Genomic DNA, 22901 nt, shown 5'->3' on the forward strand with positions numbered 1-22901 from the left:
GAGCAATCTACTATATATTTATTGATTAACTTTACAAAAAGCATATTTTATTTATCATACTGATAACACATTGGTCATCATCAAGAGTATAGACATTGTGTGCCTCTCTTGTGGTTTTATCCCAATGCCACCATTCATGCAAATCTGCTGATTTTGTTGCAGACATAATAAATGAATTGAGAACAATCTGCTTATCACCTGCTGTCGGTGCTAACTGCTTTTCCAAATCCTTGATTGTTTTGTAAAATTCAATCTTAGGGTCATCAGGCATAATACGAAGCAAACCTTTCGGGTCGACAAATGTGATATATTGCTTTTCAGGTGTGTCTATCCATAAGATATAATCAGGATAGAAATTACCTGCAACAAAGAATCCCATACCCACCTTACTTTTATTTCTTAGAAGATAAAGAGATTTGTTTTCAAGTACATCACCATTATTCTCTGTAAATTCCTTCAGATAATCAACAAACAGCTTTTCATCTTCATTCAAACTGACAGGGGTAATCTGTATATTGGTATTTCCCTTTTTCAAGCACACCAATGGCGCATACAAGTGAGAACGGAAATCGAACAGACACAGATTTTTGTTGAAGTCAAACTTCTTTTCGTATTCGTTCAATCCATTATTATCTGTAAGAATAGATTTTATATCTTCAATGAATTTATCCAATTCTTCACCAGTGGTATCTAAGCTATTTTGTGGTGTAACGGTGAAGGTATATTCATCTACAAAATTATTGTCAGTAGCCGAGATTTCTTGGAATTCAAGCAATGGTGCTTCCCATCTTTCTTGCTCGAATTTGCAGAATTTGTCCATATAAGACTTTAATGCCATAATCGCATAATCTGTGGCATACTCAATTTTGCGAATTGAATCTATTTCAAGTTGCTTTTCTGGAATAATTAGTTCATACCAACCATCTGTTTCAAGAATAGGTTTCAGCTTGTTTCTATCAATGCTGATATTGAAATAAGACTTCTCATTCTTGTATTGCTGAATCTCATCAAAAATGCGATAATAATCAAGCAAGGCAAGTGTTGACGCTGGAATCGTGAATCTTGTATCAATCATCTGAATATTCATTTTTAATGAGCCTGATGATTCAATGGATTGAATCTTGCTTCGGCAATCTAGTACCGACTTGTTACGAACAAGGTATCGCATGAAGTCTTCTTTGGGTACATCGAGCACCATACGTCGTGCTTGCTTCTTGAAATTCTTCCCGTCCTTTACTTTTATGACACGGAGTTTCTTTGTCTTCACTTCATCATAACGGTTGACTACCGGCAGAGTCACTTCGATAATATCATCATTGGTTGGAGCGCCTTCCTGTTCAAGGAATTTCTTGAAATCCTCCATATATTGCGCCTTCACACCGAAAATGGTAAGTGTTTCTACGCAATTCATATATCGCAAAGGCTTTACTGAGGTATCGTCAAGGCATGTAGACCTTTTTAGCATTCCTTTATATCCTTTCAAACGAACACCACGACCAAACAACTGAATTGCCTGCGAACCTTCACCTTTGGCAAAATTTATCAATCCCATTGTAGACACACGCCAGCTGTTCCATCCTTCGGTAAACTTTCGTGAACCGATAAGTATTCTAACCTTTGATTCTTTATCGTTGATGCTACTGAATAATGAAGTAGAAACGAATTCTTCGCTTCTGCTTACTATTCCCTTTGCTTCACAAGCCTTAATAAGATTAGCTGTATCTCCAATGTTTATCACACCAAAATAATCACCATATTCGCCAATCTTCATTGCAATTTCGCCTTGCACTTGCTTTATGGCTTCAATGTGCAATCGTGGAGCATCGGCAACAGTGTCGGTATTGAATATCAGATGAAGCATATCTTCATATAGCACTTGCGCTGATGGTAATTGGCCATACACATCTATTAGCGCATTGAAATCGTGTGAAAATAGATCACGTCCATATTTATCGGCAAGACCTGTTTCTTCTGACTTCACTTGCTCTATACAACGGATGCTTTCTTGTTTGTTACGAACAAATCTGTCGATAAAACATAACACTTCCTGAACATCACTTAACTCATCTTTTGATGTTGATGCCGTTACACGGTTTCCAACAAACACTAATAATGGATTCTCTATATTGAAAGGAATCAGTTCGGTTCGTTTTTCAATAGAATACTTCACTTGTTGGAAGAAGGAAAGCAAACAACCTATCAAATACAAATGACGGTGATTATCATCAATACCTGCTCTGAGGTTATAGATACGATAATCTTTTCCATAGCCATCGCCATAGAAATATTTGTATGAGTAGTCCATTATTATAGACTTGCCATATTCCGCTACCATCTGCCTGTCTTCCTTTTTTGAAGATGTGGCATTCAGTGCTTGTTTAAATGTAGCTGAGTACTCAAAGGCAAAACCTTCTTCGCTTAAGCGTGTACGATAGTCGTACCAAACACCGTCTGTTGAAGACATGCCACGATGGGCTTCATCCACAAGAACAAGGTTATTGCGTTCAAAGCTGTCTACCGATACGGTTTTCACTTTGCCTTCTTCCTTGAGTTTGTTCATATCAATGATGGCAATACCTTCATTTTGTCCGCTAGACATACCGCCACCATCTTTGTTGAAGATAGTGGCTTTAATTCCAGAAAGAGTAAGTTCATTTAAATGTTGTTTACTCATTCCTTCATTTGGCGAAAGCACAATAATTTTATTGATAGCGATACCGCCGTTTATTCGTTTTGCTCGCTTCAAATAGAATATAAATTGCTTTATGTTGATGTGCATTAAAAGTGTCTTACCACTACCTGTAGCACACATATACGCTAACTTGTTCATTGAGCTAATGGTATATGGTTCCATCGCAAGAGCACCCAATGTTCTTGCGTTTTCGCTATCAATGAATTCGTTAAGCGACTTGCAGAAGGCTGATCTGTCTGCAAAGTAGTTGTCGAGATACATCTCAGTGAATAACAGGGAGATGTATTGAAAATACTTCAGGCTGATTCCACCACGGTTTTCTCCAATTTCTTTTGTATACCGACAGATTCTCTCATCGTATTCTCGCAACTTGTCTGTTGTGATACTACAATGTTTCATCTTTGCTATCTGTGCTATGTAGTGATGAAAATGAGTATTGCCATTTTCATCCAATCCTTCATATTCAATGCTGTTGAGCTTGTTACCCAAACTTTTCAGTTCGGTGGTGCCTATCTCACCAAGAAAGTAACGGAATAAAACCAAATAGGTTTCAAAGCTGACTGATGGTGAACTTTTCTTTTTTGCCATATTTCGTTATTCCTCCCACATTCGTTTATTGAATTCTGTTTCGATAAGCACCACTTTCCATTGCTCATCGTCAAGACGCAGATTCTCAAGGTTGTTATCCCCATTGATATATATTACATCAAACTCACGGTCGGCAGGATTGATGCGATATTTCGAAAAATAGGCATCCAGTGCAGCATTGCTCGTTAGAATATTATCTTGATTAATGTTACGCCATATAATCAGAGCTTTACGACCATCTGGTAATGTTCCTTCTATCTGACGAAAGCTATATATGCCATTTTGGTCTTTTTGCAAATCAACTGCACCCTCATATGGAGGATTAACAGCTTCTTTGGTTGAGAAGTAGGAGATTGAAGATTGACTATGAACAGAAAGACCAATAAGGTAATTGAAGGTTTCAACGACATCAACTTGTCTTTCTTTGCATTCATTCTTCTCTGTAATCTTCATATTATACTCAAATGGAGTGATGAAAGCCTCAAGGTTAAGCAAGCTGCCTTTTGATTCCATATCAAGCATATAGCCTATTAGGTATTCATCTCCTAAGTTGGATCCGAAGAATGAGCCTTTATTTTCAAGCGTAATATTAGAAAGAGCATCCTCGTAGCTTTCAAGTTTCACATATTTCATCATTTGGGATATGCCACTTATTCGATCAGTTGGATACCCATCTTTCCAATTTGATCCATATATCACTTTCTTAATACGTGGAAGGGTTACAGAATTAAAATACTCCCCCATTTCAACAAGAATATATTTTCTGTTACAATTATTACTTCTATTCAATTCAATTACAGCATGACCTGTTGTTCCAGAACCAGCAAAAAAATCTAAAACGAGTCCTTCGGATGATGAACCAACAATGATATTGTCTTCAACTGTATATAGACTTTTAGGATAATTGAAAGGATTGTTTGGTATTATGTTTTCCAAAATGTTAGTGCCTTTCGAAGATGCATCGTATTTATCTCCCACCCAAATTGATTTTGGAGTTACTTCAATATCAGCAAAATCATATTGATATACAGCATAACCATCCTTTACTTTTTTGCAAAATAAAGTACCATTTGAAATACCTTTTACGCAACTATCATATCCCCATCTCCAGCGAAGAAATTCTCCTTTTCCACTATTAGGGAGAATTGCATAGTATCCTTTATCTGTGTAGGATTTTATTACATCATTAAGATATGCATCGTTAAAAGAATCAGTATCTTTGTTATATATATTAATGTAATTATCTTTTGGAATCACGAAAAACTCTTTTGTCTCTGGATGAAAAAAGAAAGGGAAAAACATATAAGGTCTTTCATATCTAAATTTTCCTGTCCCTGTTCTTTTTAGTGGCAATTCCCTTAATGCTTCACCTCCTTTTGATTTAGAGAATTTCTTTGACAGTTCATCGTCAGATAGGATAAAGTTATATGTTTCAGCATATTGTTTGTTTTTTGCATATATGATTGAATAATCATGAGCTTGAGCTATGAATCCTTGATCTCGCCCTTTTGGATTTGTAAAAATCGCAATATTAGAGATAGCGTTGTTCGCTCCATACACAGAGTCCAAACAACAACTTAAATATCTCATTTCATAGTCATCGATAGCCATCTCAATAATTCCAGTATCTTTTAAAAGCGCTTTGCTATTAATTAAACGACTATGAATCAATGATAACCAGCTAGAATGTTCATAACCATTTTTATAAAGTATTTTACTTGCATCTGTATTATAGGGAGGATCGATATAAATGCAATCTACTTTTTCAGTATTCCCTTGAAGAAGCAAATTGATAGCTTGGTAATTATCACTATTAATCATCAACCCATTAGTTTTCTCATCTATATCATCTATAGACGCAATTAGACGATCTCGGAATGTGGTTGAAAAATTCTTTGTATCAACAATCAAGTTCTGATTCTCCTTCAAAAAATCTATGCTTGGAGGATTTGTAAATGCTGTTGTATGTAGATCTCCTTTGATTTCATCAATAGCATACATATCAATCCATTCTTGAATCTGCGGCTTGTTATCTGCTATCTCTTGATAGAACGATTCATCAATATGGTCGAGGGTGATACACCAATTTGTTTCCACCACAAACTTCTTCTTCAGCCAAAGTTTGCGCTGGAAATTCTCTATCTGCGCCAAGAATGTGATTATCTCCTTACCGATACGTTTTACCGCACGCACCTTTGCAAGATAACTTTCTGCACGTACTTCGTCATCTGTGTCAAGGTCATCGAGATGCATTACTTCGTTCTTGATAAAGAAGTCAAGTTCACGTGTGAGAAATCCACCTAAATCCTTATGAATGAAATAATCGAATGTGTTCTTTGCTACATATCCGTTAAGATGTTTCTGAATCAAAGTTACAGGTTTCTTTGGGTCTGTTGATGTTTGGTACATCAATGGCATCATCAATTCAGGTACACCAATAATATATTCACGAATTTTTGCATAGTTATCATCAACATAGTTCTTCTTTTTGTCTGCAGGTATGTCAAAGATAAAGCGAATGATTAGTTCCTTCGATTCAGCATTCCATTCGAATGTCTTCAATTCAGGCCGCTCATCATTTTCTGTATACAGCATGAACGCACGTTTAGAATCGTCAGTTTCCTTATTATTGTTCTGCTCGATTGTAGCATCAACCAAGCGAAAATGAACATTTATCCCTTCCTTTGTAACAAACGAATAATCCTTGAAGTTTTCAGCAGTCTTGATGTAATACTGGTCTTGGTTAGCCCAATACAGTTTTACTTCTTCACCTTCATAAGGAATGGCATAGACACCTTCTTTATAACGACGTTTAGAGATAAAATCTCCTTCGTCGTAGTAACGATTAAAGAATGAATATAGTGCAGAATAGACGTCGCTTTCGAGTGCTGACATATCTGAACCTTGAGATAATTGTTTCTGCAAAGCAATATATTCTTGCTTTTTGGGAGTATTGTCTTGAAGAGCATCAATAGTCATACCCATTGATTCAACATCCGACTCTATCTTAGCCAACTTTTGCTTGATTTCATCAGTCTTTTCATTTGCAAATGGGGCGAGAATCTCTTGTATTTTCTTGGGTAGACGATTCTCGAAGTAATCAACAATCTCACGTTGACGAATATTGATGATTCTGTAAATACCGAAATCAAGGTCAGACTTATCTAACTCAAATATAGTTTTCAATAATGCGACGAAGCGCTTCTGATATTCATTCATTATGTTATTTATTAATTAGTTAGTACTCCAACGAACAATAAATAGATTGTCTGATGAAGTTGTTTGAATCATTTTTCTCTCAAGTTCAGCAACGAGCTCTTTTCTACGAACAGATATTTCATCTTCCCTATTTTCAAGTTCATTACGCTTTCTACGCTTCTGACGGCGCAAGTCCTCTGCTTTAGCTTCAAAGCTGATACGTTCTTCTATATTTTCAGCTTGGCGAGCAAGTCTTTCTGTCTCACGTATATTACGTTTTACCATATCAAGTTCTTGCTCAATACCATCAATAACATCACGTTCCCAACGATAGATTCTGTCTTCTTCCTCTTTGAAGAATGAAAGATTTCTGTTATCCACATTCTTTGTTGTTGTTACGATGTGCTGTTTTGAATTAGCATCCAGTCGAGAAACAATGGTATCGGGTATTTCGATATTCATCTTTTCAGTTCCACCGCAGAGGAATAGTTTTTCGGCTTCTTCTTGTGTCAAAAACTTGCCATCCTCAGTGAATGCAGTAAACAAGCAATATTGTTCGTCTTCAAATGATGAAATTTGAAGCTTTGATAAAACCAAATAGCCTGATTGGCATCTAAGATATTCAGGCAGTACTACGTTTATACCAGTGTCTTTATTGTTGAATACGATTTCACTGTTGCAGTTGTCTGTATCTAAAACCATAGCTTTGCCGAGGACATATTGAGCTAAAGGGTGAGAAAGTCGATACGGAGCACCATCTCGCAGTTGTGAGAGTAAATCATATTTACCGCACGCGCAATTCGCAACCGACTTTTTGAGAACGAAAGAATGTTGTTTATCATCGAATTTAGCTTTGCCATCAAGCACATACTTTGTTAATTCCCAAAGAATATGTTCATATCTATTTAAGAAAGTACTTGCTTCATCTTTTGCTACACGAAGATGTTCTTGCACGTCAATATCAAAGTTTTCCAAAATTTGATGGCGAGTATCTTTCATGCGTTCGTCTATCTCAACCTGCATATCAGTTTGAAGACGATCGAATGCTTCATTGATTTCTTCTTCAGTTCTACATTGCTGATAGATTTCCCAAATGCGAGTTTCAAAGTCGATAGCGTCTGCCTTACCGAGAATTTCATCAGAAGCGCCGAATATATCATCAAAAAGGTTGAATTTCTCGTTAAGGATATTGAATACACGCACATCTGCGTAATTCCTGATATTTACGAAGTTGACAACAACAACATCATGTTTTTGACCATAACGGTGGCAACGACCAATGCGCTGTTCAATTCTCTGAGGATTCCACGGTAAATCGTAGTTTACAACAAGAGAACAGAACTGAAGATTAAGACCTTCGCCAGCAGCCTCTGTTGCAATCATAATATCTGCCGATTCTCTAAAATAATCTACTAATGCCATTCTTCGGTCAGCAGATTTGATGCCACTAACTTTTGAAGGATTAGCTTCGCGCCAGTTTTTATATATTTGTGTTGTTTTAGAGTCAGAACCACGACCATTGAACAATACGATTTTACCTTCGTAGCCATTCGCTTCAAGATATTCTTTCAGATATGCCTGTGTCTTTGTAGATTCAGTAAATATCAATGCCTTTCGTGAAGCACCTTCTTTGGCTTGCATCTCAAATGATTTATCCAATGCTTGAAGAAGAGCTTCTGATTTGGAATCTTGCTTTATCTGTTTGGCTTTGTTGATAAATGATTGTAATAGCTCAATCTCAGCCTTTAGTTTATCAATGTCAATCGCATCCTCTTCCTCGGCTGATATATCTTCGTTATCATCAACATACAAATCTATTTCTTCATCATCGTCTATCAAATCCTCTGCTGTAAATAAGAGCATAGATGCCGTTTCGAGCATCTTTTCAAGACGTGATTTTATATTGGTCAATGTACTTATAAGAGCAAAAGTTGAAGAAGCCAATATCTTACGGATTATCATTGTAGTCAACTTCTTCTGCTGTGCAGGAACTGAGTAGATATCGTTTCTTCTGAGAAAATCAGAAATAGCTCGATATAACTCATATTCAGCATCAGTTGAGTCGAACTTCTGTGTCAGTGGTAATCTATTTGTATAATTGATATATTCTTTTACATCACGTCTCAATGTACGTTTATACATCGTAGACAATCGTGCACGAAGGTCGGTATTATTTTCTCCAGAACCGTATTCACTTCTAAATGATTTCTCGCTACCAAAAATATGATCATCAATTATGCTTGTCAAACCATAAAGCTCCAGTAATGAGTTTTGGAAGGGTGTAGCTGTAAGCAACAACTTCTTTGTTGTTGTGAGAGCATCACGAACTGCATGAGATGTTTTGCTTGATTGGCGATAAACATTTCTCAGTTTGTGAGCTTCATCAATGATTGATATATCGAAACCATGCATCAATATTTCATCCTTTTTACGAGCCACAAAATTATAGGAACAAATAATTGCCTTATTCTTTGAATATGGAGATCTGCCGTTCTTGATGGCTTCATTGTAGTTCTTGGTGTCAAGGATAATATTGTCAATACCAAATTTATCTATCAATTCTGTACTCCATTGTTTTCTTAATGCAGCAGGACAAACAATTATAATCTTTCGTTTGCCTATAGCCCAATATTGGCAAATGACCAAACCTGCCTCGATAGTCTTTCCTAAACCGACTTCATCAGCTAAAACGATACCTTTGGATAGTGGTGATTTGAATGCAAAGAGTGCTGCATCAATCTGATGTGGATTGATGTCAACAGACGCACTCATTAGTGATTGCGAGATTGAAGATAGTTCACCGCCCACAGCTTTTTGTGTAAGCAAGTTTGCGTAATACTTCGCGTGATATTTAGTTATCATACTAATAAAAAACTTCGTCACAAAACGCTTTAACAGATTTAGTCAGACGTAGATATGAAAGAGTATCCTTTTGATTCATCGCCTTCGACTACGTTATAGTTGAATGATAAATATTTTGCTCTTAGTTGACCTATTTATTAGGTGAATATGTTTGCGAAAATACACATTCGAACTTGAAAATACCATTATTTGTACCGTTTTCTTCTAAAAATCTACGGAATAGTTGGTAATGTGGAAAATTCACTCTCATCTGTCCCTTCCGTTCATTTTAAGATAATTACTGATTTACCTGGAGTTCTACATTCCTAAATTAGCCCACATTTCTGAGTTTTTTGGTTCGTACTGTAACCCAAATTAGTGGACATGTGCTTTTTTTGAAAAACCGGCCAATCGATTACAATTGAACCGATCGTCGAGTATGCCGGTAACGATGCCGTGTACTTCTGGCGAATTGATGGGAAGACAGTGGGCCGCGATAAAACATATACTTACGAAGCCGGGAATGATTCTTTCACATTCTATATTGACTTTTCGATTACGACAGATTACGGCTCGGACGAATTGGAGATACAGGTGGATATAGTGTCTTTGCTTTCCCCCAAAATTTTACTGGCGGTTCCGGAAGAAGGGTATATTGTTCCTGTAGGCGTCGATCTGGAACTCAAACCCGAGGTAATCAATTCCGAAAACACCGAATATACGTGGACGGTGTACGGAGAGAAAAAAAGTGATCAAAAAGATTTCATATTCAACTCGTCGAAAATCGGTATGTATGAAGTGGTGCTTATTGCTAAAAATGCTGACGGTGAAGGGGTGTTAAAATTCAATGTCAAGGTCTGCACTTCGGAAGAGATGCCGTTCGAATGGATGTGGGAAACAGAAACATTCAACTTAACGATTGGACGTACGGCTTTTATACGCTCTTATTGGATTAAGAATGCTTTCGATGCCACCTATTCATGGCAGGTAGACGGCAGTGATGAGATTGTGCAAACCGGGCATGAGTGCCTGTTTGCCTACAAACCAGAAACACAGGGGACACATCCGGTAACTGTTACGATGAAAAACCAGTATATCGAGCGAAAAAAGACGTTTACGGTTAATGTTTATCCTCCGGTTCAGCCCAGGCCGATTACCGCTACCAGTAAGGCTACGGCGGATCATGGTTATTTTTTCCTTCTGGCGCCAGCCCAACACGTCAATCGCGGTAATAGTGAAACCGTAATCCCTTTTGCGAACCAAGCGGCGGTCAATGCTTTCATCTACGACCATCCCGGTTCAACCGAATTCGGAGCGTCACTCGGTGCTTGGGGCGGATATCTGATGGTCGGATTCGATCATAGCGTCGAAAATAGCGGCGCATACGACCTGGCGATTAAAGGGAATCAGTTTCCGGATTGGTCTGAGCCCGGTATCGTATGGGTGATGCAGGATGAAAATGGCGATGGAGAGCCAAACGACACTTGGTGCGAACTTAAGGGAAGTCTTTACGAGGCGGAAGGATATGTCCGGGATTACGCTGTAACCTGCTGTAAAGGAGGAATCTACGAGCCGATTATATGGTAAGGTAATTTAGGCAATACCGGTAAAGTAGACTACATTCACAGTCATTATCCGCCTACGTTATATCCGCGTTGGATCGATACCGAAAGTTATACGTTGGTCGGCTTTCGCCTGCCATCGGCTACAGAGCAGTCATCTACTTCAGGATACTGGGAGAGCAGGGATTTAGGCTGGGGGTATGTTGATAATTACAGCCTGATCGATATGTTTGTCAACGATGGGAATCCAAATGCAGGCTGGGTTGCTAGTCGCCTGAGAATAAGCGATGCCGTTACCTGCGACGGAAAACCGATTCGTCTTGATTTTATCGATTTTGTCAAGATACAGACTGGCGTCAACGCTACGGCCGGAGGCTAGGGTGAAATTTCGACCGAAGTCGGTGCCGTCCAAGATCATAATATGATAAAAAATCAATAATCATACGGTTGTTCCCATCTTATTAAAGCTTATAAAATCTACGGGTTTTATAAGCTTTTTGCATTTATGACTATATAGTGTTCTTTCACTTGCGACAGATGTCTTCCAGATAGTGTTTGACCCGGATGTATTCGCAGGATTTGGCGATAACGTAGCCGCCGTTTTCCGACCATTCGAACGGGGAGAGGTGCTTTCCGGCGAGTATGTTTGCCGTCTACGCTGATTTTAAAATACCCATTTTCAAACAGCGTTTTTAGTTGTGACTAATTTATTGTTGTCCTTTCAGGTGGGCCGCTGGCGTTTTTTGTTATTGGTTGCTTTTCATTGTATTACAAGGGAGTGTTTGTATCGGATTAGTCATATATCTTCTTTCAAAAGGCATCTACCTGTTTTTTATCTCGTAGGTTTCATATTTCCCGTCGAACATGCTTTGTTCCAATGGCTCCAGTTTTCTTTTTTCTGCTCAGCTTCGTTAAAGCCCAACGAACCATCCGGATTCTGATGTAAAGAGTATGGGGCGGAACATTGCTCCCGGTCTCGAAGACCAATGCAAGCTCGGATTTATTCCATACTCTGATGTCTTAGCTATTCAAATTTATAATCTTTACAGTTTATGAGCCAATTTTTTCAGGGAAAGACAGGGCGCTTCGACCTGATATGGGCTTGACATTTTTGCGAGTTCATACAGGGGCAGGCGATAAGGATTTCCTGAGCGAGGATGACAAAGATGAGCCTTACTCTGGAGAAAGGTCGATTCCGGTTAATGCCTTATCATTGACGCGGGTTGGCAGGTCGTTGTTATCTTTGCGGTTTGTTGTCTTGCCAATGTTTATTTCGCTCTGAGAGGAGATGACTGGACGGATGAGCAAAAGGCAGAAATAGAATCGTTGCCGTTTCGTTACCTCGTCCTATTACAAAAAATGTAACGTCCCTATTTATTAGACTGTTACATTAATCTAAAGGCGTTCGATGACGAGACGGGCTTTTACATTCCGGGTAAGGCCGTTTTGCCGGAAGCTGCGGCCGGGCTTATTCGAGCGAGAACGAAAAATGGTCGTAAGGTTCCGTGCGCAGCGACAGGCCGACCGTCGACGGCGAGACGGCGAACAGCGGCGAGAACGTGTGAACGGTCACCGTTTTGCCGTCCGGATGGAATTCGAGTATCCGTAGCCAGCCGTCGCCCCCGTTGCCGTGCCAGCCGCCCCCTTCGGCCTGCGCGTTGAACATCATCTGGTTGACCGTGCGCCCGGCCCGGTTCTTATCCGTACGGAAACCTACGTGGCCCCGGTGCGACATTTCGTCTACCACGTGGCCGCAAAGTACCATCGACGAATTGGCCGACGGTTCGACCAGTTTTTCCCACAGGGCTTTCCCGCAGGTTACGTCCGTTATTTTGTAACCTTCTTTTTCGATCCGCCTGCCTTTTGAGTCCATGTAACTATGTGTCAGGTATATGACTTTGTGTTCGCTGTATTCGGGCTTGTTTGCCAGCGCTTTGGCTTCCGCTACGACGGCTGCCCGCGGATTGAATTCCAGCGAGACGATCAGAAACCGGTCGCCGCCGGGCGCCTGGAATTCGTACCAGGCGTTTTCGAGCGTCGGGATGCCCGCTTCGTTTTTGAACATACCTTTCAACAGGCCGGTGTACAGGCTCTTCCGGTTGGCGGGGAAGAACGAGTTCAGTTGGCTGTAACGGTTCTCGGCTCGGTCGAAACCGTGATCGTGGTTACCGGTGCACAAGATGTACGGAACCACGTCGTCGAGGATGCCGAACGCATCCGAGACGAACTGCCACTGTTTGTCCGAGGGCAGGTTGCCGTTTACTCCGTCCGGTACGGTACGTTGGTTCTGTTCGACCAGGTCGCCGGTGCAGAGCACCAGCCGGATGTTCAGACGTCGCTTGTTCTGCTTGATCCAGTGCATCATCAGTTCGAACGTCGGGTGGTTGTAATCGAATTTGGTGTAGGTTTGCGGATCGGGTATCAATACCATGCACCATGAACTGCTGTCGCTCAGCGCTACCGGTTCGGGATTCTGCGCGGCGGCGAACGGCCCGTTCAGACAGGCCAGGATCAGCAGGATAATCAGTTTTCTCATCGCTGCGATGGGGGCTGGTTTTACAACAGTTTATCGATTTCTTCGACGATCCGGTCCTTCTCGCTGGGACGCGGTGCGTTGTGGGAAACGATTTTCCCATTCCTGTCGACTAGCATATAGTGCGGAATTCCTTCGATTCCGAATTGCGTATAAAGTTCGTTGATCTGCTCCGAAGTCGGCTTGTAGTGGATTCCGGTCAGCTTTTCGGCGAGAACCGTCCTGCGCCACTGATCGTTCGGGCATTGTCCGCAGAGGAATACGAAAACGACGTTCTTATTCTGGTAGTGTTGCTGTAGTTCCAGCGAGAACGGCATTTCGGCCATGCACGGTCCGCACCACGGTGCCCAGAAATCGACGTAAACGACCTTGCCCGCGTGGTCGGCGACGATCGATTCGAACAGGTTCCCGCGGATCGTCGAGTCGGGTTCGATCAGTTGCGTTCCTTCGGCGGGTTCTCCGTTCAACACAGCGTTCAGTTCGTCGTTGGCGGCCTGCATTTTTTCGCGCATGTAGGCGTTGGCGAATTGTTCCGGCGCGATGTATCTGTTCAGGATATCGGTCGGTGCGTTGGGCAGCATCTCGAGGTAAAACCGGCAGCGGATCAACTCTTCGGTGAATCCAGACGTTTTCTCTCCCAGACGCTTTTGCAGGAATTGCAGCGCGTCGTCGTCGGATTTGATTGCCGGATTGTCGTCCATTTCGCGGTAGATCGACTCAAGCAGGTATTGATTGTACATATCCAGGAAGGCGGCGTGCTCCATCGTGACGATCCGGTTATCGTCGGGATCGTAGCTTTTTACAAAGCGAATGAAATTCTTCGGCAGTTCCGGCGCCTGGGCTTCCGGATTTTGCTGTTTGATCACCTGACAAATGTTGGCGTAAGTCAATTTTGCCTGCCACGTTCCGTATCGCAGCATGTCTTCCACCCATGCGTTCAGCTCTTTGACGGGACGGTGCTCTTTGCGGAACCGGTTCCATACGTCGCGGTATTCCCGCTCTTTGCTATCGGCGAAGGTTTCGAACTCTTCCGGCGAATATTTGCGGATGGCCTGTTCCATGCTGTTTTCACCCGTGTATTTCAGCCGCAGCGGTTGGTAATATTGCTGTAGATCGGCCATATCCCGGTTCAGCGCCGCCGCGCGTTCGTTTCCGGCGAACGTGATGACAGACTCCGGAACTGTTCCGTCGCGGATCGTATCGTTCCAGACGCGGGCGTCGAGTTCGATGTAGAGGCTGTCGCCCGGAGCGAGGCACAGGCGGTGGGTCTGCCGGTAGTTCATCAGCACTTCCTGCGGGTAGCCCAGCAGGGTTTCCATGCGAAAGGCGCCTTCTGCGTCCGCCGATACTTTCAGCGTATTCTGGCCGCTCTGTTTCAGCAGGCCGTTGAATCCGAATCCGATGTCCTTACGGTCGGGATGTTCGTCGAAATGACGAATTTTGCCGGCGATTACGACGCGGCCGGTTTGCCAGGGATCCGCTTGCCGGGAACAGGAGCAGATCAGCAAGGCGGAGAGCAGCAGGAGTGTGATGCGCATGATACGATTGGTTTGATTGATCGCCAAAGATAGCACAATAATCCGACAAATCGCCCATCCGCCGAGGGCCCTCGGCGGATGGGCGATTTGTCGGTACTGTCCGGGGCTCGCTTTAGTTCGCCGACAAACTATTTGACTTCGATCGTGTAATTGTTATTGTAGCAAACGAGCGCCCACTCGTCGTTCTCGTATTTGTGTCCGGGGCTTTTCTGAACGAAGCGATAGGGCGTTTGCAGCAGCGGCAGTTCGGCACGGTTCAGGAACGACGCGAAGTCGGCCCCGTGCATTTTGATGCCGCCGATGAAAAGTTTCGCGATGTCGTACCCCCGGTATGCGTACAGGCTCGGAAGCGAATTGAAAGCCGATACGTAACGGCGGTCGAAATTGAGTACCCGTTCGTTGCCCCGGTCTGCATGATAAGAGGTGACATAGCGCAGGTTCAGCTTGAAGAACAGGTTTCTTTCGATATTCTGCAGCCGGGCCCAGCGCGAACTCCCGATAACCCGGATCGCCGGATTCTTAATGCTTCGCGAAGTCAGGCTGTTTTGCACCGAACTGACGTAAGCCAGAATTCCGTCGATATTCGTTTCATCCGAAGCCAGCACGACGATCACGTTTTCTTTTTCTCCGCTGAGCAACCCTTCGAGGGCCGTTCCGCCCATGCCTTTGACATAGTTGAAGCGGTGCGCTCCCTGCGGGATCAACGGCTGTATCTCGGCCGCGAATTCCGAATCGTTACCGGTCGCAGAAATCACGATGACGTTTTTGTCTCCCGCGAATTCGTTACGCAGCTTGTCGTTCTTGACCGAGGACCCCGGCGCGGCCTGGAACAGCAGCGGACTGTCGACGCTTTCCACGACGGCCAGCGGCGATACGACCGGAATGCCGTGCTGTGCGGCGAATGCCGCGACCGGCGGAAAACATTCGTCGTAGACCGGGCCGATGATCAGGTTGGCGTTTTGCAGTTCGGGCTGTTGCAGGATTTCGGCTGTTTCGGCGGCCGATTTGCCGGTATTGAACAGGTCGACTTTGACCGAAATGCCCGAGGTTTTCAGTTCTTCGAGGGCCAGCAGCGCTCCCTGGTAAAATTCCAGGAACTGGCGTCCCGACACGCCGGCTCCTTTCAGCGGGAGCAACATGGCCACTTTAATGACGCCGGTTACGTCGACCGGCCTGATCGATGCGCTTTCCGTTGCCGGTTCCGTTCCCGGATGCTGCGGCAGGGAATCCCGTACCGGTCGGTCGGTTCCTTGCTGCGGGATCGGGACACGCAGGATGCTTCCCTCTTTCAGTCCGTCTTTCAGGATCGGTTCGTTGTAGGCCGCGATCGAATCGACCGGCAGACCGAAGCGTTTGCCGAGCGAATAGAGCGTTTCGCCTTTTTCCACGACGTGGTGGGTGAAACGGTCGGATACGCTGTTCAGCGCGTCTTTGTAGGATTCGATCTGCTCCTCGATCTCTTCGGTGTCGCTTTTGCCCTGGCTCGCCTTGCGGATGTTGATTTGCTGGCCGATCGACAGGTGCGCCGGGTCGAAACCTTCGTTGTCTTCCATCAGTACGTCGAGTCCTACGCCGTAGCGTTTGGCGATCGAGTAGGCGGTTTCGCCCTGGTTGACGGTATGGATATCGAACAGACGTTTCCTTTTACGGTCGGAAAGCGGTTTCTCGGACGCTTTGACGACCGGGATCTTGATTACCTGGCCGGCCTGCAGACCGTCGGCGACGTGCGGGTTGCTCGCCCGGATGGAGTCTTCGTCGGTGTCGTACACTTTACAGAGCGAGTAGAACGTGTCTCCCGGTTTTACGGTGTGTACGTAGTAGCTCTCTCCGCCGATCGTGACGATGCTCGTCGATTTCTGCGTTTGATTTTGTGCCTGAACGGTAGCCGCGGCCACTATCCAGCAAACGATAAACAGCAATATCTTTTTCATCCCAGGTTCAAAGTTACCCGCAAAAATACAAAAAAAGCCGATACGACGAAAGCCGCGCGCCGTTCGTGTCTATTCGACCCTGAATTTTTTGCTTACTTCTACGGGCATCGGTTCCGCGGACGGCGTATCCAGATCGTAAGGGGACAGCGCGTAGCGGGTGCCGACTCCGTTGGCCGTAACGGTCAGCAGGTGGTCGCCCGGGGTCAGTCCTTCGCTGGAGAGCGAAACGCCCGTTCCGCCCGCCGCCGTCTCGACCGTCTGCCCGTCGATGGCTACGGTGAAACTTTCGGGCTGCACGCCGACGGTCGTCCAGTGTACCGATATTTTCCCGTCCTTACAGTGAACGGGCGCTACGGCCATGACGGTAACATCGTCCGCCTGCCCGTTGTAGATATCGACCAGCGCCCGGGTCAGGTTCAGGTAATAGAAACCCCATCCGCCGTTGTCGCCGCGGAATCCGGGGGCCGTCAGCGATACCGGTTCGTAATCGTCGCTGTATTCGACGCTGTAACTGTCCACGAAAATATCCTTGTCCGGCCCGTACCCGTGCGATCCCTGACCGGTAAATTCGTTGAATTGGTGCAACATTACCATGCGCGGACGGTGTTCGAGGGCGGTTTTGAACGATTCGAGGTATGTCCATCCGTCCCGGCGGCCCCATGCTTCGGGCGCCTTCCAGCCGTTTTCGGCGAAACAGGCCGGATTGACCGTCGTGCATTCGGCCACGTCCCCTTTATAGGTCACGGTCGGTTTCAGCGAACCGTCCATCCAGCTCCAATACCCCAACTTATCGTGTCCGGTCAGTTGGTTTTGCGACGACATCCAGCGGATCGTAAAGCGCGAGCTGTCTACCGGAGGATTTCGTCGGCGCAGGTCGTCGATCTGTTCGGCCGTCCATCCGAGCGTCTGCTTGAAAAACGGAACGCGGAAGGCCGTTTCGGTCTTGCCCTCCTTGACGCCCATGGCTCCCGTATCCAGAATGACGGTCAACGGTTTTCCGTCGTATTCGTACCACAATCCTTTGAAACGGGGATTGCGCACCATGTATTGGTAGATCCAGTTCAGCTCTTCGTTCAGCGCTTCCATCGTCGCCGGGGGGCCGTTGCTCAGGCCCGGCATGATGATCGCCTGCGGAACGGGAAGACCCTCGTCGCGCATGTCGGCCATCACTTCGAGCGCCAGTTCGGTGTTGTGCACGATGGCGTTCACTCCGTCGCCGCGTTCGTCCCAGTGCTTGCAATCCCAGATATGGTTCGACCAGTCGAACAACACGGCGTCGGCGCCCGAATCCATCAGCCACAGCAGGTGCTGACGGATCACGTCGGGATCGGTAAAGTCGTAAAAGCCGACCAGCGGAACGGCCTGAGCCGTCGTCCACATGCTGCCCGGAGCGAACCACGGCTCCCATTGCGATACGAATGCGGTCGGATGTTCCGGTCGCTGCGGAATGTCGCGGCGGCGGACGTCGACGTCGATTTTATTGGAATGCAGTCCGGCGTTCGGCATCGGCCTGCCGGTCAGGTAGGGCCTGTAATCTTTCAGCCCGCACCACAGCGACGTGTCGCGCGGTACGGCCACCACCTCGATTTCGGCCGTGCCGACGTTTGGCAACGGCAGCAGCAACAGCGCCCTGCCGTTGCTGTCCGGAAATTCGTGCGATCCCCACCTGCGTCCGTTGACGTATGGCATCAGAATCACTTCCCGGACGGAATCGCCCTGCGAAGGCGTGTAGCTCGCTTCGATCTGCACGGTGCGTCCCATGTCGATTTGTTGAACATTGGCCGTGATTTGCAGTCCTTCGCGCTGCGAGCAGGACGACAGCCACAGGACGGTGCAGAGCGACAAAATTAATCGCGCAGTGCGGTCGGCGCCGTGCGCGAAACGGAAAGTACGGGTATTCATAGTTCGGTTCATTAAGGGTTCGAATGTTCGATAGATAAGGATAAAGGTAAAAAAAATTATCGGATAAACCGTCCGCCCATTCCGTTTTTTTTGTACCCGGATTTTTTCCGAAGAGTCCGTCTCAGGTTTTTTGCATCTGTATTTTTCGGAATATTTCCGGATGCGGAAGGCGTAAAATGCGTATTTCGGAGGTTTTTGACGGAAACGGATCGTTCCGGACGTTAAAAGTGCTGAAAAATTTGTTATTCTGATGGGAAACCCGTACTTTTAAAATTATGTTTCAATGTAAAAATTATTGATTATGAGTAAAAAAGAAAAAAGCATCGAATTGCTGAACAAAGCCGTGTCCGACGAACTGTTGGCTGTAAACCAGTATATGTATTTTCACTTCCGTTGCGACGATTACGGGTACGACCTGCTTTCCAATCTGTTCAAACGCACTGCGATCCACGAAATGCTGCATGTGGAACGCCTGGCCGAACGGATTCTGTTCCTCAAAGGAGAGGTGGAGATGACCCCGTCCGGTTCGGTCGAAAAAATCCACTGCGTGAAGGAGATGCTGAAAAAAGCGGCTGAAATGGAAACCGGCAGCGTGGACGATTATAACAACTGGGCCAACGAGTGCGGGGCGAACGCCGATTCGGTGACCAAGAAAATGTTCGAAGCCCTGGTCGGCGAGGAAGAGGTGCACCTCGACCAGTACGAAACGGAGATCGATAACCTCGAAAAATACGGGGACAATTACCTGGCGCTGCAATCCATCGAGCGTAGCAAAAGCGTCGCTACGCAAATGGCGGCTCCCGCTGCCGGCGAATAGCGATGCGTCGTTGATATCTGTTGCGAAGAGGAATCCACTGCTGGATTCCTCTTCGCGGTTTTAGGCTTCTAAGTAGAAATCAGAAACAAATTAAAGTGATTTTACAGGGATTCTTCCTTTTTGCGGAGCTGGGAATTTAGGGAGTCGTAACTTGTCTTTAAAACTCTATGTCAGAATATTTACGACAGAAATAAAAACAAAAAGCGCCCCGTAAGGACGCTTTTTGCGGTATGGACGAGACTCGAACTCGCGACCTCCTGCGTGACAGGCAGGCATTCTAACCAGCTGAACTACCACACCGTACTGATGTGCAATCTTGTTCCCTGATTGCGTTGCAAATGTAATGTAATTTTTCGATTCTCCAAAATTTTTCGAAAAAAATCAGGAATTTTTCAGCCAGCCGTCAGTCGCGTTTGAAAATCGAAAAATGTACGCTTCCGTAACTGCGGCTCTCCGCGAAGCCCGGATAACGGCTTACATCCAGGTTCTTAGAGTGCTCCAGGATCAGCCATCCCCCCTCCCTGAGCAGGTTCCGGTCGAAGACGGCGGCGGGGATCGTCTCGCTCCCTTCGATGTCGTAAGGCGGATCGGCGAAGATGATGTCGAACTGTTTGGCGCAGCTTTTCAGGTAAAGAAACGCATTGGCTTTTACCGGATGGATATTCGTAAAACCGAAACTTTTGGCCGTGTTGCGGATATATTGGTGGTGCACGGCGTTGATTTCGACCGATACGACGGAAGCCGCTCCGCGCGAGGCGAATTCGTAGCTGATCGAACCGGTTCCCGAAAAAAGATCCAGTACGTCGAGTCCTTCGATCTCCAGGTGGCTGTTCAGTACGTTGAAAAGGTTCTCCTTGGCGAAATCGGTGGTAGGCCGCGCGCGCAAGTTCTTGGGAGGCTGGATAACCCGGCCCCGGTGGATGCCGCTAATGATTCTCATGGTTCAGACGGATCAGATGGGTGAAGTCGCATACGTTTTCGCTGCCTGCGACAGATCGGTTTACGGACGGGCGGAAAAGCCGCGTATGGCGGAAATAACGGGCCGCGGCGCGGCGCAGTTGAGGGGCGTCCGTCCCGGAAATTTCGATCCGGAAATTCGTTCCGGCATATATTTTTGTCAGGGCGCCGAGGTAATAAAGCAGGTCGGCGTCGCTGTGGCGCGGCAGGGTTTCGGCGAATAACAGCCCCTCGTCGTAGGCCGACAGGTGAACGAAGCTGCGGGTCAGCGCCGCCGCAAGCAGCGGTTTCCGGGCGTGCCGGACTGCGCTTTCGAGCAGCGGATGCGTATAAGCGAGCCGATCTCCGTAAGCCGAATGCAGGCAGTCGTATACTGTGCGTGCGATGCTTATCAGCGCGATCTTTCCGTCGCGCGGCGCGGTGGCGACCGTGCGGCGTTCCGCTTCGCCTGGAATGCCGGACAGGGTCATGTACCGCTCGGCGTCTTCCTCCCGGTAATATTCGGCCGGGATCAGGCAAACCCGGTCGGTGTCGTACAATACGGTCGCCCCGCCTTCCGGGCATTGCAGCGCTTTCTGTCGCAGCAGCGACCGCAGCGCGTCGGCCTGTTCTTCGCCGTGCGGCAGCGGGCAGGACGCCAGCGTTCCGATCTTTCCGCCGGACACCGGGCAGAAGGCGAACCTTCCGTCCGAAAACTGGATCAGCAGCCTGTCGGGCGCGTCGGTCGTTTCCATCGTTCGTGTAATTTCATCGTTTTAAAATACCGGTTTTCGACTGTGCCGCCGGAATAAATCCGGGAAAATCGTTTTCAACCCCGGAAATATTGACGTAAATTTGTAACGGTCGGCCGGCCGTTATCCGAAAGTCCGGATACTCCGGCCGTTGTGTCGTCCGCAACTCAATAACGCCCATGTTAGCAGAACATATCGCCTCCCAAATTTACGAGAATTTCGCATTCGAGCCAACTCCCGCGCAGAAAAATGCGATCGAGCGCCTCGGCGGGTTCCTCTGCGGCGATGCGCAGGATCGGATTTTTATCCTGAACGGATACGCCGGAACGGGAAAGACTTCGCTGATCGCCGCGTTGGTGAAAACCTTGTCCGGACTTCGGGTCAGGACGATCCTGCTGGCGCCTACGGGGCGGGCTGCCAAGGTGATGAGTCGTTACGCCGGAGCGAAAGCCTACACCATCCATAAGAAGATTTACCGGCAGAAATCGCTGGCTTCCGAGGACGCTTCCTTTTCGCTCGACTATAATAAAGAGAAGGGGGCCGTATTTATCGTCGACGAGGCGTCGATGCTGTCCAATTATTCGTCCGACGGTTCGATATTCGGCTCCGGGCAGTTGCTCGAAGACCTGATCGCCTACATCCGCAAGGGCTGCGACTGCCGGCTGATCGTCGTCGGCGACAGCGCGCAGTTGCCCCCGGTGGGTCACGACGGCAGTCCGGCGCTCGATCCGCAGAAAATGAGCGTGTACGGGACGGCCGAAGCCGCTCTGCTGGACGACGTGGTGCGGCAGGAGGCCGATTCCGGCATTCTGTTCAATGCAACGCTCGTGAGGTGTATGCTGGAAGCCGGGATTATCGATATTCCGCTTTTCGACACTTCGTTCGACGATGTGGAGGCCGTCGACGGCGGGGATATCCTTGAGGCGATCCAGGGCGCTTACGACAGGTACGGCATGGAAGAGACGATCGTCATCACGCGGTCGAATAAACGGGCCAACCGTTTTAACGAGGCGATCCGCCGGCACGTATTGTTCGCCGAGGAAGAGATCGGTTCGGGCGATATGCTGATGGTGGTCAAAAACAATTACCACTATACCGGACGCGAGGAGGAGTGCAGCGTCGATTTTATCGCCAACGGGGATACCGCGCTGCTGAGACGCATCCGCAAGTTCGAAGATTTTTACGGGTTCCGTTTCGCGCAGGCCCGGTTGTCGTTCCCGGATTACGACGACCTGGAACTGGAGTGTAAGATTTTGCTCGACACGCTCGGTAGCGATTCTCCGTCGCTGACGCGCGAGCAGGGCAGCCGGTTGTTTTTCGCGGTAGCGGAAGATTACGCCGACGTTCCGTCGAAGGCGAAGCGCTATAAACAGGTGCGCGAGAATCCTTACTTCAATGCGATGCAAGTGAAGTTCGCCTATGCGGTGACGTGTCACAAGGCGCAGGGCGGGCAGTGGCGCTGCGTTTTCGTCGATAAAATGCTGTTCGGCGACGAACAGATCAGCCGCGACCTGCTGCGGTGGCTCTATACGGCGATCACACGGGCGACCGAAAAATTGTACTTTATCAATTTCGACGAGCGATTTTTTGACGGAAAATAGCTAATTTTAC

12 protein-coding genes, 1 tRNA gene and 1 pseudogene are annotated in these 22901 nt (G+C 46.5%); 4 read left to right on the forward strand and 10 right to left on the reverse strand.

The window, feature by feature from the left end; genetic code table 11:
* Nucleotides 1–31: 31 nt before the first annotated feature.
* Genes PGR91_RS07675 through PGR91_RS07685 form a run of 3 tightly spaced genes read right to left on the reverse strand, consistent with a single transcriptional unit; the run spans nt 32 to nt 9286 of the window.
* Nucleotides 32–3280 (reverse strand): DEAD/DEAH box helicase family protein, encoded by a 3249-nt coding sequence (locus PGR91_RS07675; RefSeq protein ID WP_118457538.1) that lies wholly within the window; start codon nt 3278–3280, stop codon nt 32–34.
* Between the two features lie 6 nt (nt 3281–3286).
* Nucleotides 3287–6499: a site-specific DNA-methyltransferase gene (locus PGR91_RS07680; RefSeq protein ID WP_118656159.1), complete on the reverse strand. Its 3213-nt coding sequence runs from the start codon at nt 6497–6499 to the stop codon at nt 3287–3289.
* Between the two features lie 15 nt (nt 6500–6514).
* Complete coding sequence (locus PGR91_RS07685) at nt 6515–9286, reverse strand: SNF2-related protein (protein WP_259335504.1); 2772 nt, start codon at nt 9284–9286, stop codon at nt 6515–6517.
* A 444-nt stretch (nt 9287–9730) separates the two neighbouring features.
* Here PGR91_RS07685 and PGR91_RS13525 point away from each other — a divergent pair.
* Nucleotides 9731–9826: pseudogene (locus tag PGR91_RS13525) on the forward strand (PKD-like domain-containing protein); the annotation flags it as partial.
* Nucleotides 9806–10906, forward strand: coding sequence for a PKD-like domain-containing protein (locus tag PGR91_RS07690; protein WP_147386961.1), 1101 nt, complete (start codon nt 9806–9808; stop codon nt 10904–10906). The pseudogene PGR91_RS13525 and the gene PGR91_RS07690, both read left to right, overlap by 21 nt.
* 1443 nt (nt 10907–12349) lie before the next feature.
* Here the strand turns inward: PGR91_RS07690 and PGR91_RS07695 are convergent.
* The 4 genes from PGR91_RS07695 to PGR91_RS07710 all read right to left on the reverse strand — a co-directional run bounded on the left by PGR91_RS07695 (nt 12350) and on the right by PGR91_RS07710 (nt 18785).
* A complete protein-coding gene (locus tag PGR91_RS07695; RefSeq protein ID WP_055205562.1) occupies nt 12350–13417 on the reverse strand; it encodes a metallophosphoesterase in 1068 nt (355 codons plus the stop codon).
* Between the two features lie 20 nt (nt 13418–13437).
* Entirely contained in the window at nt 13438–14952 is a 1515-nt protein-coding gene (locus PGR91_RS07700) for a TlpA family protein disulfide reductase (protein ID WP_145996555.1), read from the reverse strand.
* 128 nt (nt 14953–15080) lie between these two features.
* Nucleotides 15081–16883, reverse strand: coding sequence for a LysM peptidoglycan-binding domain-containing protein (locus tag PGR91_RS07705; RefSeq protein WP_118656163.1), 1803 nt, complete (start codon nt 16881–16883; stop codon nt 15081–15083).
* A gap of 69 nt (nt 16884–16952) precedes the next feature.
* Nucleotides 16953–18785 carry a hypothetical protein gene (locus PGR91_RS07710; protein ID WP_118656165.1) on the reverse strand — a complete coding sequence of 611 codons (1833 nt, stop codon included), beginning with the start codon at nt 18783–18785 and terminating at the stop codon, nt 16953–16955.
* Nucleotides 18786–19086: 301 nt separating this feature from the next.
* On the opposite strand from PGR91_RS07710, the gene PGR91_RS07715 reads away from it, so the two are divergent.
* Entirely contained in the window at nt 19087–19602 is a 516-nt protein-coding gene (locus PGR91_RS07715; RefSeq protein WP_101573154.1) for a bacterioferritin, read from the forward strand.
* 226 nt (nt 19603–19828) lie between these two features.
* Here PGR91_RS07715 and PGR91_RS07720 read toward each other — a convergent pair.
* The 3 genes from PGR91_RS07720 to PGR91_RS07730 form a co-directional block, all read right to left on the reverse strand.
* A tRNA-Asp gene (locus PGR91_RS07720) sits at nt 19829–19902 on the reverse strand.
* 103 nt (nt 19903–20005) lie between these two features.
* Entirely contained in the window at nt 20006–20542 is a 537-nt protein-coding gene (locus PGR91_RS07725; protein WP_118656167.1) for an RsmD family RNA methyltransferase, read from the reverse strand.
* A complete protein-coding gene (locus PGR91_RS07730; RefSeq protein WP_118656169.1) occupies nt 20529–21293 on the reverse strand; it encodes a DUF3822 family protein in 765 nt (254 codons plus the stop codon). The genes PGR91_RS07725 and PGR91_RS07730 overlap by 14 nt, the downstream gene beginning before the upstream one ends.
* Before the next feature lie 176 nt (nt 21294–21469).
* Between PGR91_RS07730 and PGR91_RS07735 the strand changes: the two genes are divergently transcribed.
* Nucleotides 21470–22891 carry an ATP-dependent DNA helicase gene (locus PGR91_RS07735; protein WP_101572860.1) on the forward strand — a complete coding sequence of 474 codons (1422 nt, stop codon included), beginning with the start codon at nt 21470–21472 and terminating at the stop codon, nt 22889–22891.
* Nucleotides 22892–22901: the final 10 nt, after the last annotated feature.

This window comes from Candidatus Alistipes pullistercoris (assembly GCF_027665465.1).
GTDB lineage: Bacteria > Bacteroidota > Bacteroidia > Bacteroidales > Rikenellaceae > Alistipes_A > Alistipes_A hominis.